This is a genomic window from Streptomyces sp. NPDC031426, from assembly GCF_055581585.1.
On record NZ_JBVIJE010000022.1, the window covers coordinates 17,970 to 32,948 of the forward strand.

A 14,979-nucleotide genomic window follows, 5' to 3' on the forward strand; every position below is an offset into this window, starting at 1 on the left:
CACCGTGTGCTCCGCCGCCGCCCGCTCCCCCGTACGGCGCAACCGCTCCCCGCACAGGGGAAAACCTCGCACTGTATGTCCGGCCAGCGCTCGCCACGCCGGCCTTGACGCAAGCTTGACGCCCCCGGCGGAACGAGCCATGGGCCCGTGCGTCACCGTCTGCCTACGCTGGTGTCGCCGTATGCGTGATGGCCGGAACCCCACGCTGAGCCGCACATCAGGAGCACGCCGATGGCGACGATCGAACACCCTCCGCATACCGGTCGGCTGCGCGCCTGGATGCTGCAGGGCCTGTCCGACATGGGCAAGCACGGCGGCCACACCGGCCCGCACGCCGAGCCGGAAGCCCCGCACAAGGGTCAGCGCTGGTACCGGGTGATGTGCCTGACCGGTGTCGACTACTTCTCCACCCTCGGCTACCAGCCCGGTATCGCGGCCCTGGCGGCCGGTCTGCTCTCCCCGGTCGCCACCCTGGTCCTCGTCGCCGTCACCCTGGCGGGCGCCCTCCCGGTGTACCGCCGCGTGGCGGAGGAGAGCCCGCACGGCGAGGGCTCCATCGCCATGCTGGAACGGCTGCTGTCCTTCTGGAAGGGCAAGCTGTTCGTCCTGACACTGCTGGGCTTCGCCGCCACCGACTTCCTGATCACCATCACCCTGTCGGCCGCCGACGCCTCCACCCACCTGATCGAGAACCCGCACCTGACGAGCACGCTGCACGGCGGGCAGATGCTGATCACCCTGATCCTGGTGGCGCTGCTGGGCGCGGTCTTCCTCAAGGGCTTCCTTGAGGCGATCGGCGTCGCGTTCGCCCTGGTGGTGGTCTATCTCGCCCTGAACGCCGTGGTCGTGGTGGTGGGGCTGGGGCACGTACTCACCGCAGGGCACGTGGTCACCGACTGGACCAGCGCCCTGACCGCCGCGCACGGCAACGTCTTCGCCATGATCGGGGTGTCCCTGCTGGTCTTCCCCAAGCTCGCGCTCGGCCTGTCCGGCTTCGAGACCGGCGTCGCCGTCATGCCGCACGTCCGGGGCGACCCGGACGACACCGAGGAGAAGCCGACCGGCCGGATCCGGGACACGAAGAAGCTGCTCACCACGGCCGCGCTGATCATGAGCGCCTTCCTGATCACCACCAGCTTCATCACCACCGTGCTGATCCCGGCGAACGAGTTCAAGCCCGGCGGCAAGGCCAACGGCCGTGCGCTGGCGTACCTGGCGCACGATTACCTCGGCGGCGCCTTCGGCACGGTCTACGACATCTCGACCATCGCCATCCTGTGGTTCGCCGGCGCCTCCGCGATGGCCGGTCTGCTGAACCTGATGCCGCGCTATCTGCCCCGCTACGGCATGGCCCCGCACTGGGCCCGCGCCGTGCGCCCGATGGTCATCGTCTTCACCCTCATCGCCTTCCTGGTCACCTGGCTCTTCGACGCCAACGTCGACAAGCAGGGCGGCGCCTACGCCACCGGTGTGCTGGTGCTCATCAGCTCCGCGGCGATCGCGGTGACCATCGCCGCGCGCAAGGCGGGGCAGCGCAAGTGGACCATCGGGTTCGCCGTGATCTCCGCCGTGTTCCTCTACACGACCGTGGTGAACGTGATCGAGCGCCCGGACGGTGTGAAGATCGGCGCCTGCTTCATCGTCGGCATCATGCTCGTCTCCTTCCTCTCCCGGCTGGCCCGCGCCTTCGAGCTGCGCGTCACGCATGTCGAGCTGGACGCCATGGCGGAACGATTCATCCGGGACATGTCGCACCGCCGTATCCGCTTCATCGCGAACAAGCCCGGCCGCCGTGACAAGGCCGAGTACCGCGACAAGGCCGAGCAGATCCGGGCCGACAACGACCTGCCGGAGCAGGAGGACTTCGTCTTCGTCGAGGTCACGGTCACCGACCCCTCCGAGTTCGAGGCGGGCCTCACCGTACGCGGCGAGGTCCTGCACAACCGCTACCGCGTCCTGACCCTGGAGCACTCCTCCATCTCCAACGCCCTGGCGGCCCTCCTCCTGCACGCCCGGGACATGACGGGCTGCACCCCGCACATCTACTTCGAGTGGACCGAGGGCACCCCCTTCGCCAACTTCCTGCGCTTCTTCCTCTTCGGCCAGGGCGAGGTCGCCCCGGTCACCCGCGAGGTCCTGCGCGAGGCGGAACCGAACCGGCCCCAGCGCCCCCGCGTGCACACCGGCTGAGGACCGGCCGCGCCGACCGGCGTCAGGATTCCGTCAAGATGCACCCGTACCGCGCCAGGACCCCGTAAGCAGCGGCTGCCGCACCCCGCACGGCCGCCTAGCGTCGACGCCATGCGACGGAGCGGACCGCCAGGCTCGGCCGGCGACCGCCACTGGCGCGGCAGCGCCCGGCTCGCGCTCACCTGCGCCCTGCTCTTCTGCGCCCTGAGCCTCCTCGTCGACTGGGACGCCGGGAGCCTGACCCCCGTGCGCGCCCTGCTCTGGGTCGCCCTGTCGGCCGCGGTGTGCACCGTCCTGCTCCCCCAGCGGGTGAGCGCGGGCCCCGGCTGGCTCGCGGTCCGCACACCCTGGCGCCGGCGCCTGGTCCGCACCGACGCGCTGGTCTCCGTACGGCAGTACGACGGCGTCTCCTCCCACCTGGTCCTGCGGGACGTCCACGGCCACCGCCTGGAACTCGACCCCCGCGTCCTGGCCGCCAACCCCCTGCTCTGGCACGAACTCGACACCGGTGTCCGCCGTTCCCTGGAGCGCGGAACGCTGCTGCGCGGTGCGGACGTCGTGCACCGCCTGGGCCACCGCATCGACGACGAGACCGTGCAGGCGGTGCTCCGGGCTTCGGGGCTCTCCTGACTCTGGCTAACCTGCACGGGTGACCACCGAGTTGACACTGCTGTCCCGCGTCGCCTGTCGTGGGCGGGAGATCACGGCACCCCGGCTGCGCGGGCTGCTGGCCCTGCTCGCGGAGGATCTGCGCACCGGCTGCAGCACGGGCCGGCTCGTGGAGGGCCTGTGGGCGGAGGACGAGCTGCCCGAGCGGCCCGGCAAGGCGGTGCAGATCCTGGTGTCACGGCTGCGGGCGCAGCTGGGTGCCGAGCTGATCGTGAGCACGCCGACGGGCTATCGGCTGGCGCTGGACGAGCCGCGGGTGGACAGCTCCGCGCTGCTGCTGCACGAGTCGGCGGCCGCCGCGCGCGCCCGGTCCGGGGACCACGAGGGCGCGCTGGCCGAGGCGGAGGCCGGGCTGGCCCTGTGGGACGGGAACGTGGGCGCCGGAGCGGGCGAGGACCTGCACGACCCGGTGGTGGCGCTGCGCGCCGGGCGGGTCCGGGCGCACCGCGCGCTGGTCCGCTCCCGGGCGCTCGCGCTCGCCCGGCTGGGGCGGCGGGAGGAGGCCGCAGCCGCCCTGGCCGAGCTGGCGCAGGAGCTGCCACGGGACGAGGAGCTGCTGGCGGAGCTGCTGCGCTGCGAGGCCGCCACCGCCGGCCGGGCCGCCGCGCTGACCCGCTACGACACCTATCGCCGCGGGCTGCGGGACGAGCTGGGGACCGATCCCGGCACCGGCCTCAAGGCCGTGTACCAGGAGCTGCTGCGCGCGGACGCGGCGCCGGTGCGCCACGGCGTGCCGCACGACCCGAACCCGCTGCTGGGCCGGGACGCCGACCTCGCCGCCGTGACCGGGCTGCTGCGCGAGGTCCGGGTGGTCACCGTCGTCGGCCCCGGCGGACTGGGCAAGACCCGGCTCTCCCACGCGGTGAGCCGGGCGGCCGAGCAGCCCGTGGTGCACTTCGTGCCGCTGGCCGGTGTCACCGCCGACGACGACGTGCCCGGCGAGGTGGCCACGGCGGTCGGCGCCGGGGAGGGCCGGCAGTTCACCGGCGGCACCGACCTGGTGAGCGGCATCGTCGCCGCGCTGGGTGCCGGGCCGGTGCTGCTGGTGCTGGACAACTGCGAGCAGGTCATCGCCGGTGCGGCCGCCCTCGTCCAGGCGCTGGTGTCGCGGACGGGCAAGGTGCGGGTGCTGGCCACCAGCCGGGCCCCGCTGGGGCTGAGCTCGGAGTCCGTGTACGCCCTGCCGGAGCTGTCCCAGGCGACCTCGGTGGAACTCTTCACCCAGCGGGCCCGCGCCGCCCGGCCCGGCGTGGAACTGCCCCCGGGCCCGGTCGCCGAGATCTGCCGGCACCTGGACGGGCTGCCGCTCGCCGTGGAGCTCGCCGCGGCCCGGGTGCGGGTGCTCTCCGTGGCCGACATCTCCAGCCGGCTGAGGGACCGGTTCGCGCTGCTGCGCGGCGGCGCCCGCGACGCACCCGAGCGGCACCGCACCCTGCGGGCCGTGGTCGACTGGAGCTGGAACCTCCTGGAGCCCGACGGACAGGCCGCCCTGCGCGCCCTGTCCGTGTTCCCCGGGGGCTTCACCGAGGACGCGGCGGAGTACGTCCTCGGCGAGACCGGGGACGCACTGGTCCTGCTGGAACAGCTGGCCGGGCAGTCCCTGATCAAGGTCGACGACAGCCCCTCCGGAGTGCGCTTCCGCATGCTGGAGACACTGCGGGAGTTCGGCGCCGCCAAGCGTGCCGAGGCAGGCGAGGAGGAGGCGGTGACCGGCCGGTTCCTCGCCTGGGCGCGGGACTTCGGCCGCGCCCACCACGACCTGCTGTTCAGCCACGAACCGGTGCCCGCCTGGTCCCGCATCCGCGCCGAGCAGGACAACCTCGTCCTCGCCGTGCGGCACGCGCTGGCCCGCGGCGACGGGCCCGCCACCGCGGCCGTCACCGCCGTACTGTCCTCCCTGTGGTCCACCGGCTCCACCTACGGCCGGCTGGCCGCGCTGGCCGCCGACACCGCCGGCCCCCTGTCCCACTTCCGGCCCGAGGACCCCGAGGACGTGGAACCGGCCCGCAGCGCGGCGGCGGTGTGCGCGGCGAGCCTCTTCATGGGCCACGGCCCGCACGCCGTACGCCAGTTGGTGACCCTGCGCCGGCTGCCGCCCGCCCCGCCGGACACCGTGCTGCGGGCCCTGTCCGTCGTGCTGTGCGCCGTACCGGAGATGCGGCCGCCGGAGTTCGCCCGGCTCCGGCAGCTGTGCGAGGCCGACGAGCCGTTGCTGGCGGGCATCGCCGCGGCCGTCGCGAGCTACGTCTGGGAGGCGGGGCACGACGTGGAGCGGGCGCTGGCGAGCGCCCGCCGGATGGTCGACGCGCTCGCCCCGCTGAACAACCCGGCCATGCACCTGCTCAGCCACGGCCGGGTCAGCGAGCTGTGCCTGCAGACCGAGCGGGGCGCGGAGGCGTACGACCATCTGCGCGCCGCCCTGAGCGCACTGGACGCGTTCGGCGACACGTCGGACTCGCTCGGCGTCCGCTGGGGGCTGGCGCTGGCCTGTCTGCACAAGGGCGACATCGAAGAGGCCGAGTACTGGCTGGACCGCGCCGCCCTGGACCAGCCGCCGGACTCGGACGGGATGTTCAGCCCCGAGCTGCCGGCCAGGGCGGAGATCGCGCTGGCCCGGGGACTGACCGAGCTCGGGCTCGGGCTGTGGCGCCGGGCAGCGGAGCGGGTACGGCAGATCAGTGCCCTGTACGCCGCCGACGATCCCTTCGTGGACCCGTGGGCGCTGCAGCTGCAGTCGGCCGCCGTGGCCGCGCACGCGCTGCACGGCCGGCCGGACCCGGTCGCCGGGCTCACCGAGGAGTTGCGGGCGCGGCTGCTCGGGCTGCTGTCCAGTGCCCTGGCCGACGGCTCGCCGGCCGACCGGGCCCCGGTGGAACTGCCGGTGTACGGCACGTTGTTGCTGGCCCTCGGACACACCCGGCTGGCCCAGGGCGACCCGGTCGCCGTACGGCTGGTGGCGCTGGCCGAACGGATGCCGGTGGTACGGGAGTTCCCCACCCTGTCCCTGACCCGCTCCCGGGAAGCGGCCGAGAACGCCGACAGGGCGGCGTACGCCGACGCGAGGTCGAGGTACGCCGCCCTGGGGCGGGAGGGACTGCGGGCGGAGGCACTGCGGGAGCTGACGGCGGACTGACGGGGGCTCACCCGCATCCGCCGGTTGGCCTCGCGGCCCCGCCCCTTCCGCGTCGTCACCGCTTCGGCTCGCGATTGAACTGCGCCTTGGACCACAGATAGCCCAGCACTGTCAGCCCCACGCACCACGCCAGAGCCAGCACGGCGTTCTTCGTGCCGATCCCGCTGCCCAGCAGCAGCCCCCGCAGCGTCTCGATGAAGGGCGAGAAGGGCTGGTACTCGGCGAACCAGCGGAACCAGCCCGGCATGGCGTTCACCGGCACGAACGCGCTGGACAGGAACGGCAGCATGACCAGCGGGGTCCCGATGTTGCTGGCGCCCTCGGGGTTGGGGCTCACCAGGCCCATGCCGACCGCGATCCAGGTCAGCGCGAGGCTGACCAGCGCCATCAGTCCGGCCGCCGCGAGCCACTCCACCGGCGTCGCGTTCGGCCGGAAGCCGATGGCCAGTCCGATACCGAGGACGAGCACCAGAGCCATCAGCGTCTTGATCACACTGCCGATCACATGGCCGATCAGCACGGAGGCGCGGGAGATCGCCATGGTGCGGAACCGGGCCATGATGCCCTCGGTCATGTCGGTGCACACGGACACCGCGGTGCCGAGCGAGGTCATGGCCACGGTCAGGAACAGGATGCCGGGGACGAGGTAGGCGACGTAGTCGGCCCGGTTCGCGTGGCCGCCGTTGATGCCGGCGCTCATCACGTCGCCGAAGACGTAGACGAAGAGCAGCAGCAGGATGACCGGGGTGAGCAGGAGGTTCAGGGTGAGGGAGGGATAGCGGCGCGCGTGCAGGAGGTTGCGCCGCAGCATGGTGAGGTTGTCGCGGAAGGCGTAGCCGGCGGTGCTCATCGGACGGTCTCCTTGTCGGTGGTCTGGGCGGGTACGGAACTGCCGGTCAGGGCGAAGAACACGTCGTCCAGGTCCGGGGTGTGCACGGACAGCTCGTCGGCCTCGATGCCGGCGGCGTCCAGCCAGTCGAGGACGGCGCGCAGCTCGCGCTGGCTTCCGTCGCTGGGGATCTGCAGGGTGAGCGCCTCGTCGTCGCGGGTGGTCTCGCGCAGCGCGGTCGCCGCCCGCTCGTACGTCACCGGGTCGGAGAACCGCAGCCGCACATGGCCGCCGGGCACCAGCCGCTTGAGCTCGGCGGCGCTGCCCTCGGCGACGATCCGGCCGCCGTTGAGCACCGCGATGCGGTCGGCGAGCTGGTCGGCCTCCTCCAGGTACTGGGTGGTGAGGAAGACGGTCGTACCGCCGGAGACCAGCTCGCGGATGATCTGCCACATGGTGTGGCGGGAGCGCGGGTCAAGGCCGGTGGTCGGCTCGTCGAGGAAGATGATCCGCGGGTTGCCGACCAGGGTCATGGCGATGTCGAGGCGGCGCTTCATGCCGCCGGAGTAGGTGGAGGCGGGCTTCTTCGCGGCCTCGACCAGGTCGAAGCGCTCCAGCAGCTCGGCCACGACCTGCCGTCCCTCCCGGCGGGAGAGGTGCTGCAGGTCGGCCATGAGCAGCATGTTCTCCTCGCCGGTGATCAGCCCGTCCACGGCGGAGAACTGCCCGGTGACCCCGATGGCCGCCCGGACCGCCTGGGCCTGGGCGGTGAGGTCGTGCCCGGCGATCCGGGCCTGGCCGCCGTCGGCGGAGATCAGCGTGGACAGGATGCTGACCACCGTGGTCTTGCCCGCGCCGTTCGGCCCGAGCAGGGAGAAGATCGTGCCGGCGGGCACCTGGATGTCGATGCCGTCGAGGACGGTCTTGTCCCCGTAGGCCTTGCGCAGCCCGGTGGCCGCGATCGCGAGTTCTTGTCCGGTCGTCGTCATGCCCCAGAGCGTGCGGCCGGCGCGGTTCAGGGCGGCTTCACCGGGGTTTCAGCCGGGCGAGAAGGGCCTCGGAGCGCTGAAACCCGCAGGTGAGCGATGGGCGGCGGCCCGCCCTTTAGGCTTCCTCTTGTAGGAAAGTCGCTTCGGAAAGAGGTCCCGTTGAGCTTCTGGTCGATCTACCAGCACGGCTTCGCGCGCGTCGCCGCGTGCACGGGCCACACCGTCATCGCCGACCCGCCAGCCAACGCCGAGGCGGTCCTGCGCCATGCGCGCCGGTGCGCCGAGGAGGGTGTCGCCGTCGCCGTGTTCCCGGAGCTGTGCCTGTCCGGGTACGCGATCGACGACCTGCTGCTGCAGGACGCGCTGCTCGACGACGTCGAGACGGCGCTCGCCACGATCGTCGCCGAGTCGGCGGACCTGCTGCCGGTGCTGGTCGTCGGCGCCCCGCTGCGCCACCGCGACCGCATCTTCAACTGCGCGGTGCTCGTGCACCGCGGCCGGATCCTCGGCGTCGTACCGAAGTCGTACCCGCCGAACTACCGGGAGTTCTACGAGCGCCGGCAGATCGCCGGGGGAGACGGCGAACGCGGCGGAACGATCCGGCTCGGCGGCGCGGACGTGCCCTTCGGCGTGGACCTGCTCTTCGCGGCGACGGATCTGCCCGGGCTGGTCCTGCACGCCGAGGTCTGCGAGGACATGTGGGTGCCGGTGCCGCCGAGCGCGGAGGCCGCGCTGGCCGGTGCGACCGTCCTCGTCAACCTGTCGGGCAGCCCGATCACGGTCGGCCGCGCCGAGGACCGCAAGCTGCTGTGCCGCTCCGCGTCCTCGCGCTGCCTCGCCGCGTACGTCTACGCCGCGGCCGGCCTGGGTGAGTCGACCACCGACCTGTCCTGGGACGGCCAGACCCTGATCTACGAGAACGGGGAACTGCTCGCCGAGACCGAGCGCTTCCCGCTCGGCGAGCAGTACGCGGTGGCCGACGTCGACCTCGACCTGCTGCGGCAGGAACGGCAGCGGATGGGCACCTTCGGCGACAACCGCCGCACCCACGCGGCACGGACCGACGACTTCCGCACGGTGTCCTTCGCACTCGCCCCGCCCACCACCACCGACCTCGGCCTGCGCCGCCGCGTCGAACGCTTCCCGTTCGTGCCCGCCGACGCCGACCGCCTCGCCCTGGACTGCTACGAGGCCTACAACATCCAGGTCGCGGGGTTGCAGCAGCGCCTCGCCTCGATCGGCGGCCCCAAGGTCGTCATCGGCGTCTCGGGCGGCCTGGACTCCACGCACGCGCTGATCGTCGCCGCCCGGGCGATGGACCGCGCCGGCCGCCCGCGCAGCGACATTCTGGCCTTCACCCTGCCCGGCTTCGCCACCAGCGACCACACCAAGGACAACGCCCACCGGCTGATGCGCGCCCTCGGCGTCACCGCGGCCGAGCTGGACATCACGCCCACCGCCCGGCTGATGCTGAAGGAGATCGGCCACCCCTTCGCCGCCGGCGAGCCGGTGTACGACGTCACCTTCGAGAACGTCCAGGCGGGCCTGCGCACCGACTACCTGTTCCGCCTCGCCAACCAGCGCGGTGGCATCGTGCTCGGCACCGGCGACCTCTCCGAGCTGGCGCTCGGCTGGTCGACGTACGGCGTCGGCGACCAGATGAGCCACTACAACGTCAACTCCGGTGTCCCCAAGACACTGATCCAGCACCTCATCCGCTGGGTCGTCGGCAGCGAGCAGTTCGACGAGGAGACCGGCAAGATCCTCACCGCGATCCTCGACACGGAGATCAGCCCCGAACTCGTACCGGGCGAGGAGATGCAGTCCACCGAGTCCAAGATCGGCCCGTACGCGCTGCACGACTTCACCCTCTTCCACGTGCTGCGCTACGGCTTCCGCCCCGCCAAGATCGCCTTCCTCGCCTGGCACGCCTGGCACGACCGCGAGAACGGCGCCTGGCCCCCCGGCTTCCCGGAGGACGAGCGGGGCACGTACGACCTCGCCGCCATCCGCCACTGGCTGGAGGTCTTCATCCGCCGCTTCTTCGCCTTCTCCCAGTTCAAGCGCTCGGCCATGCCGAACGGCCCGAAGGTCTCGGCAGGCGGTTCACTCTCCCCGCGCGGCGACTGGCGGGCCCCGTCGGACGGGACGGCGCAGGCGTGGTTGCGGGACCTGGAGCGGGTCGACCTGAAGGAGACCGGGGCGTAGGCGCCCGGAGCTGCTGGGCGGATTCACGCGCGCACGCCGGAAAGCACACGCAGGACGAGCGCGAGGTCGTCGGGGTCGGCCGCGAGCCGGACCGGCGTACCCGCGTCGTCAAGGTCGGCGATGTGCCAGTGGTGCGGAACGAGGTCGCCTTCCTCGCCCCGCGGCCGCCGCACGCGCTGAACGGTGAGCCGTCCCACCGGGATCCGCCGCGCCGCGAACCGCCCCGGCCCGGGGTGCGGCGTCACGGCGGGTCCGTCGGCGCCGAGCACGATGTGGGTACCGAAGCCGTGCGGGTTGTAGTCGGTGTCCTCCAGGAAACGCGCGGGCAGGAACACCTCGCCGTCGGTGGGGAGTTCGGGTGCCTCGGAGTCACCGGGCGTGCGGATCCGGGTCGCCCGCCACGCCCAGCCGGACAGCGCCACGCTGACCGGCGTGCCCACTGCCCACCAGGCGATCGTCCCCGGCGAGCCGAACAGGGACACGGGGTGCCGGTAGCACAGCGGGAAGAGCCACACCGCCGTGCCGAGGAGGGGGACGAGGAACGGCAGCGGTGACGGCTGGACCTCGTCCTTCGGTCGCCGGCGCCCGCGCGCCCGCAGCAGCAGCCGGGCCCCTGGCCAGCCGGCGGCCAGCACGCACCCGGCCGCGATGACGGCCTGGCTGCCCCCGGTGGGCACGTGCTCGTGCCAGACGTACCGATCCCCGGCGACCTTCATCACCTGACCCCGCCACACGGTCAGCCGCACCAGGTCACCGGCCGCGAAGGTCTCGGCCGCGTCGTACGACACCCAGAGCCGGTCCAGCGGACGGCCGTCGGTGAAGTACAGGCGGCCGCCCTGCTTGGGCGAATGCGGATCGGTCCGCTCGATCACGGCCGGGAGGGTGCGCAGGCAGTCGTTCCCGCGCGTACCGGCGGCGCAGGGCCGGGCCGCGCGCCAGGCCCGCTCGTCCGCGGTGACGGCCGGCACGAACCATGCGGCCACCCCCGCGCACGCCAGCAGCAGCGCACAGACCACGAGTTGACCGACCTTGCTGTTCATGCCTCGGATTGTCACCGCGCCGGGCCGAACGGTCTTGTACCGGATCCGGCAACGAGGAGACGGCCGGCACTGCCGTGATCGCGCGTCAGGTGTTCCACGTCTCGTCGTACGGATCGTGCGGCACCGGGACCGGCTTCGCCGAGGCGACCTTCAGGTAGGGGATGGGACCGTTGTTGACGGGGTCTTGCATGAGCCTGGGCGTGTACGTGCCGGTCACCTCCAGCCAGGCGTCGGGGCGCAGGACCGGGGGCAGGCTGCCGGTGAGGGCGATCTTGATCGGCTGGGCGTCCGCGGCACAGCAGTTGAGGGCCATCCGGACCAGGTACGGCGCGCCCGAGTGGTCGAGGGCGAGGAACCCGGTGACGCGGACCGTACGGCCCCGCAGGGAACGGCCGTGGCCGTAGGCCGCGCGGGAGGCGTAGTCGATCACGGACAGCGGGGCCGGGTCGGCGGCGGGCAGCCTGCCGTAGGTGAACGGCTTCTGCAGGGCCGTACCGGAGCGCAGGGCGCTGTAGGAGCCGAGGGCGGGCGGGGCGATGAGGATCAAGGCGAGGAGGGGGAGCAACAGGAGCCAGGAGACCCGGGGTTCGGGGTGGTGGTGGTCGTGGGTTTCGGTGGCGGCGGCCCTGGCGCGTCGGCGTTCGTACCAGACCGTCGCCAGCGCCGCCGCGATCAGTACCGCGCCCGAGGCCAGCAGCAGCGGGCGCAGGCCCTCCTTGACGTACCGGAGGTAGAGGTCGGTGCTGCCCGCGTGGAGGAGGGCGGCGCCGAGCAGGAACATGACGGCGGCCTGGGACTGGCGGTTCACAGGAGCACCGTCCCGGTCACGAGAGCGCCCGCGATCGCCAGCGCGAAGGTGGCGGGGGCGAAGCGGAGGGCGAAGGTACGGCCGAAGGTGCCGGCCTGCATCGCGAACAACTTGAGGTCGATCATCGGGCCCACCACCAGGAACACCAGCTTGGCCGTCAGGGAGAACTGGGTGAGGGAGGCCGCGACGAACGCGTCCGCCTCCGAGCAGATGGACAGGAGTACGGCGAGGACGGCCAGGGCGAGCACGGAGAAGACGGGGTTTCCGGCCGCCGTGCGCAGCCAGTCCGCCGGGGTCGCCGCCTTCAGCGTGGCCGCGGCCATCGCCCCGAGCACCAGGAAGCCGCCCGCGTGCATGGTGTCGTGCCGTACCGAGTTCCAGAACGCCTCCCCCTTGGTCGCGCCCTCGTGCGCCCCGTGGACCGGCGGGCGCAGCCAGTCGGTGCGGCCCAGCCGCTGCCACAGCCAGCCCATCGCGCACGCCACCAGCAGGCTCGCCAGGAACCGGGCCAGCACCATCTCGGGGTTGCGCGGGAAGGCGACGGCGGTGGCGGTCAGCACGATCGGGTTGATCGCGGGGGCGGAGAGGAGGAAGGCGAGCGCGGCGGCCGGGGTGACTCCCCTGCGGACGAGGGCGCCCGCCACCGGCACCGAGGCGCACTCGCAGCCCGGCAGCACCGCGCCCGCGATCCCGGCGACCGGGACGGCCAGGGCGGGGCGGCGCGGGAGGGCGCGGGCGAAGATGGACGGCGGCACGAACACCGCGATCGCCGCCGAGAGCAGCACGCCGAGGACGAGGAAGGGCAGCGCCTGGACCGTCACCGCGACGAACACCGTCATCCAGCTCTGCATCAGCGGGGTGCCGAGCAGGCCGCGGATCGGGGACTGGGCGAGCACCGCGAGGAGGAGAGTCAGCGTCAGTACGAGGGGGGAGCTGAGCCGGCGGCCCTCCGGACCGGGCGGGGGGCTGACCTCCGCGCTGGGCGGGGCGTCTTCCGTGATGGCCACGTGCGGTTACCTCCGGCTGGCTGTCCTCGTTCGCTCCCTCCCCTTCGGTACGCGAGTCGCCCCCGGGGTGTTCACACCGTTGCTGGAACCACTCCTCTCCTTGGGGCAGTCTTTTCCCTCGTGGGGAGCGTTCCGTATCAAGGTGGGCCCAGGGCCCCGCACATGGTGGTGTGCGGCGACGACGGACTCGCGCACCGGCTGGCCGCCGAGTTGCGCGGAGTCTACGGCGAGCAGGTCACCCTTGTGGTACCGCCGAACGAGCGCACCGCCAGACCTCCCGTGGTCGGACGGGCCCGGTCCGCTTCGGCCGCGCTGTTCGACCGAGTGGTCAGCGCCACGGTCGGCCGCGGCGGCACCGGATCAGGTTCCGGGTCCGGCTCCGGATCAGGGTCCGGACCGGGTTCCGGATCGGGTTCCGGGTCCGGATCGGGTTCCGGGTCCAGGTCCGGCTCCGGGTCCGGCTCGACCGCTGCGGCTGCCGGCACGGGCAGCACCGGCGGCACGGGCAGCACCGGCGGCACGGGCAGCACCGCCGGCGGCGGCAACGGCGGTGAGGCCGCACGGGTGCTGGAAGCCGCCGAGATCACCGAGTCCGTGCTCGCCCAGGCCGGAGTGGAACGGGCCGCCGCGCTCGCCCTCGTCTTCGACGACGACGAGACCAACATCCGGGCCGCACTGACCGCCCGCCGGCTCAACCCCCGGCTGCGGCTCGTCCTCCGGCTCTACAACCGGCGGTTGGGCCAGCACATCGAGGAACTCCTCGACCAAGCCGCCGCGTTGGCCGCCGGCAACGGCGAGGGCGGCTCGGACGCGTCCACCACCGTGCTGTCCGACGCCGACACCGCCGCACCCGCGCTGGCCGCCACCGCCGTCGCCGGCACCAGCAAGGTCGTCCAGACCGAGGGGCTGCTGCTGCGGGCCGTCGAACGGCCGTCGGCCGGCACCGGACTGTGCACCCTCGCCCTGCTCTCCCCGCCGGGCACGGATCCCGAGGCCGTGGACCAGGAGCCCCGGCTGCTGCCGGACGACGACGAGGTACGACAGGCCGCGGGGCGGGCGGCCGTGGTGCTGGAGCAGGTGTCCTCGGCAAACGGCGGGGAGTCGGCGGCGCCCGGCCGTGGCGGGGTGCCGCCGCTCGCCTCGCTGTTCTCCCGGCGGCTGCGCTGGTCGCTGGCCGGCATGATGGCCTGCGTGGTGGCGCTCGCCGTCGCGCTGTGGGTGGTCACCGGGATGCATCCCCTCAGTGCCTTCTATCTGACCCTGCTGGACCTCTTCGCGATCGACAACCCGGCCATCGGCGCGCCCTTGGGCCGGCAGATCCTGCAACTCCTCTCCGGACTGGTCGGTCTGCTGCTGCTTCCGGTGCTGCTGGCGGCGGTGCTGGAGGCGCTGGGCACCTTCCGCACCGCCTCCGCCCTGCGCAAACCGCCGCGCGGGCTCGGCGGGCATGTGGTGCTGCTCGGGCTGGGGAAGATCGGCACCCGGGTGCTGACCCGGCTGCGCGAGCTGAACATCCCCGTGGTGTGCGTCGAGTCCGACCCGGAGGCACGGGGCCTGGCGACCGCCCGGCGGCTGCGGGTGCCCGTGGTGCTCGGGGACGTCACCCAGGAAGGGGTGTTGGAGTCCGCCAAGATCCACCGGGCGTACGCGCTGCTCGCGGTGACCAGCGCGGACACCACGAACCTGGAGGCCGTACTGTACGCGCGGAGCGTACGGCCCGATCTGCGGGTGGTGCTGCGGCTGTACGACGACGACTTCGCCACCGCGGTGTACCGCACCCTGCGCGCCGCCTACCCGCACGCCCTCACCCGGAGCCGGAGCGTCACGCATCTGGCCGCGCCCGCGTTCGCCGGGGCGATGCTGGGGCGGCAGGTGCTGGGCGCCATCGCGGTGGAGCGGCGGGTGCTGCTGTTCGCCGCAGTGGACGTCGCCGGGCATCCCCAGCTGGAGGGGCGGACCGTACGGGACGCTTTCCGGGCCGGGTCCTGGCGGGTGCTGGCACTGGAGGGGCGGGCGGACACGGCACCGGACCATGTGCTGGTCAAGGGGGACCGGGTGGTGGTCGCCGCCACCCGCCGAGGCCTCGCGGAGCTGCGCTGACCCCCG

General features: G+C 72.9%; 10 protein-coding genes. 5 read left to right on the forward strand and 5 right to left on the reverse strand.

Annotation, left to right across the window (positions count from 1 at the left end):
• Positions 1-231 precede the first annotated feature (231 nt).
• The 3 genes from ACZ5NH_RS33355 (at position 232) to ACZ5NH_RS33365 (ending at position 5,992) form a co-directional block, all read left to right on the forward strand.
• Positions 232-2,190 (forward strand): APC family permease, encoded by a 1,959-nt coding sequence (locus tag ACZ5NH_RS33355; protein WP_468780605.1) that lies wholly within the window; start codon positions 232-234, stop codon positions 2,188-2,190.
• Positions 2,191-2,301: 111 nt separating this feature from the next.
• Positions 2,302-2,820 (forward strand): hypothetical protein, encoded by a 519-nt coding sequence (locus ACZ5NH_RS33360; protein ID WP_388623518.1) that lies wholly within the window; start codon positions 2,302-2,304, stop codon positions 2,818-2,820.
• Positions 2,821-2,839: 19 nt separating this feature from the next.
• Positions 2,840-5,992: an ATP-binding protein gene (locus ACZ5NH_RS33365; RefSeq protein WP_468780607.1), complete on the forward strand. Its 3,153-nt coding sequence runs from the start codon at positions 2,840-2,842 to the stop codon at positions 5,990-5,992.
• A 55-nt stretch (positions 5,993-6,047) separates the two neighbouring features.
• Here the strand turns inward: ACZ5NH_RS33365 and ACZ5NH_RS33370 are convergent, their stop codons facing one another.
• Entirely contained in the window at positions 6,048-6,842 is a 795-nt protein-coding gene (locus ACZ5NH_RS33370) for an ABC transporter permease (RefSeq protein ID WP_468780609.1), read from the reverse strand.
• On the reverse strand, positions 6,839-7,810 hold the full coding sequence (locus tag ACZ5NH_RS33375) for an ATP-binding cassette domain-containing protein (protein ID WP_388623509.1): 972 nt from the start codon (positions 7,808-7,810) through the stop codon (positions 6,839-6,841). Before ACZ5NH_RS33375 ends, ACZ5NH_RS33370 begins: the two co-directional genes overlap by 4 nt.
• Before the next feature lie 159 nt (positions 7,811-7,969).
• Here ACZ5NH_RS33375 and ACZ5NH_RS33380 point away from each other — a divergent pair, with 159 nt between their 5' ends.
• Entirely contained in the window at positions 7,970-10,018 is a 2,049-nt protein-coding gene (locus ACZ5NH_RS33380; RefSeq protein ID WP_468780611.1) for an NAD(+) synthase, read from the forward strand.
• Positions 10,019-10,041: 23 nt separating this feature from the next.
• Here ACZ5NH_RS33380 and ACZ5NH_RS33385 read toward each other — a convergent pair whose 3' ends face one another.
• The 3 genes from ACZ5NH_RS33385 to ACZ5NH_RS33395 form a co-directional block, all read right to left on the reverse strand.
• Positions 10,042-11,058, reverse strand: a complete 1,017-nt coding sequence (locus tag ACZ5NH_RS33385) for a hypothetical protein (protein ID WP_468780613.1) — start codon at positions 11,056-11,058, stop codon at positions 10,042-10,044.
• Between the two features lie 85 nt (positions 11,059-11,143).
• Positions 11,144-11,866 (reverse strand): TIGR03943 family putative permease subunit, encoded by a 723-nt coding sequence (locus ACZ5NH_RS33390; RefSeq protein WP_388623501.1) that lies wholly within the window; start codon positions 11,864-11,866, stop codon positions 11,144-11,146.
• Positions 11,863-12,873 (reverse strand): permease, encoded by a 1,011-nt coding sequence (locus ACZ5NH_RS33395; protein WP_468780615.1) that lies wholly within the window; start codon positions 12,871-12,873, stop codon positions 11,863-11,865. The genes ACZ5NH_RS33390 and ACZ5NH_RS33395 overlap by 4 nt, the downstream gene beginning before the upstream one ends.
• A 162-nt stretch (positions 12,874-13,035) precedes the next feature.
• Between ACZ5NH_RS33395 and ACZ5NH_RS33400 the strand changes: the two genes are divergently transcribed.
• Positions 13,036-14,973: an NAD-binding protein gene (locus tag ACZ5NH_RS33400; RefSeq protein WP_468780617.1), complete on the forward strand. Its 1,938-nt coding sequence runs from the start codon at positions 13,036-13,038 to the stop codon at positions 14,971-14,973.
• Positions 14,974-14,979: the final 6 nt, after the last annotated feature.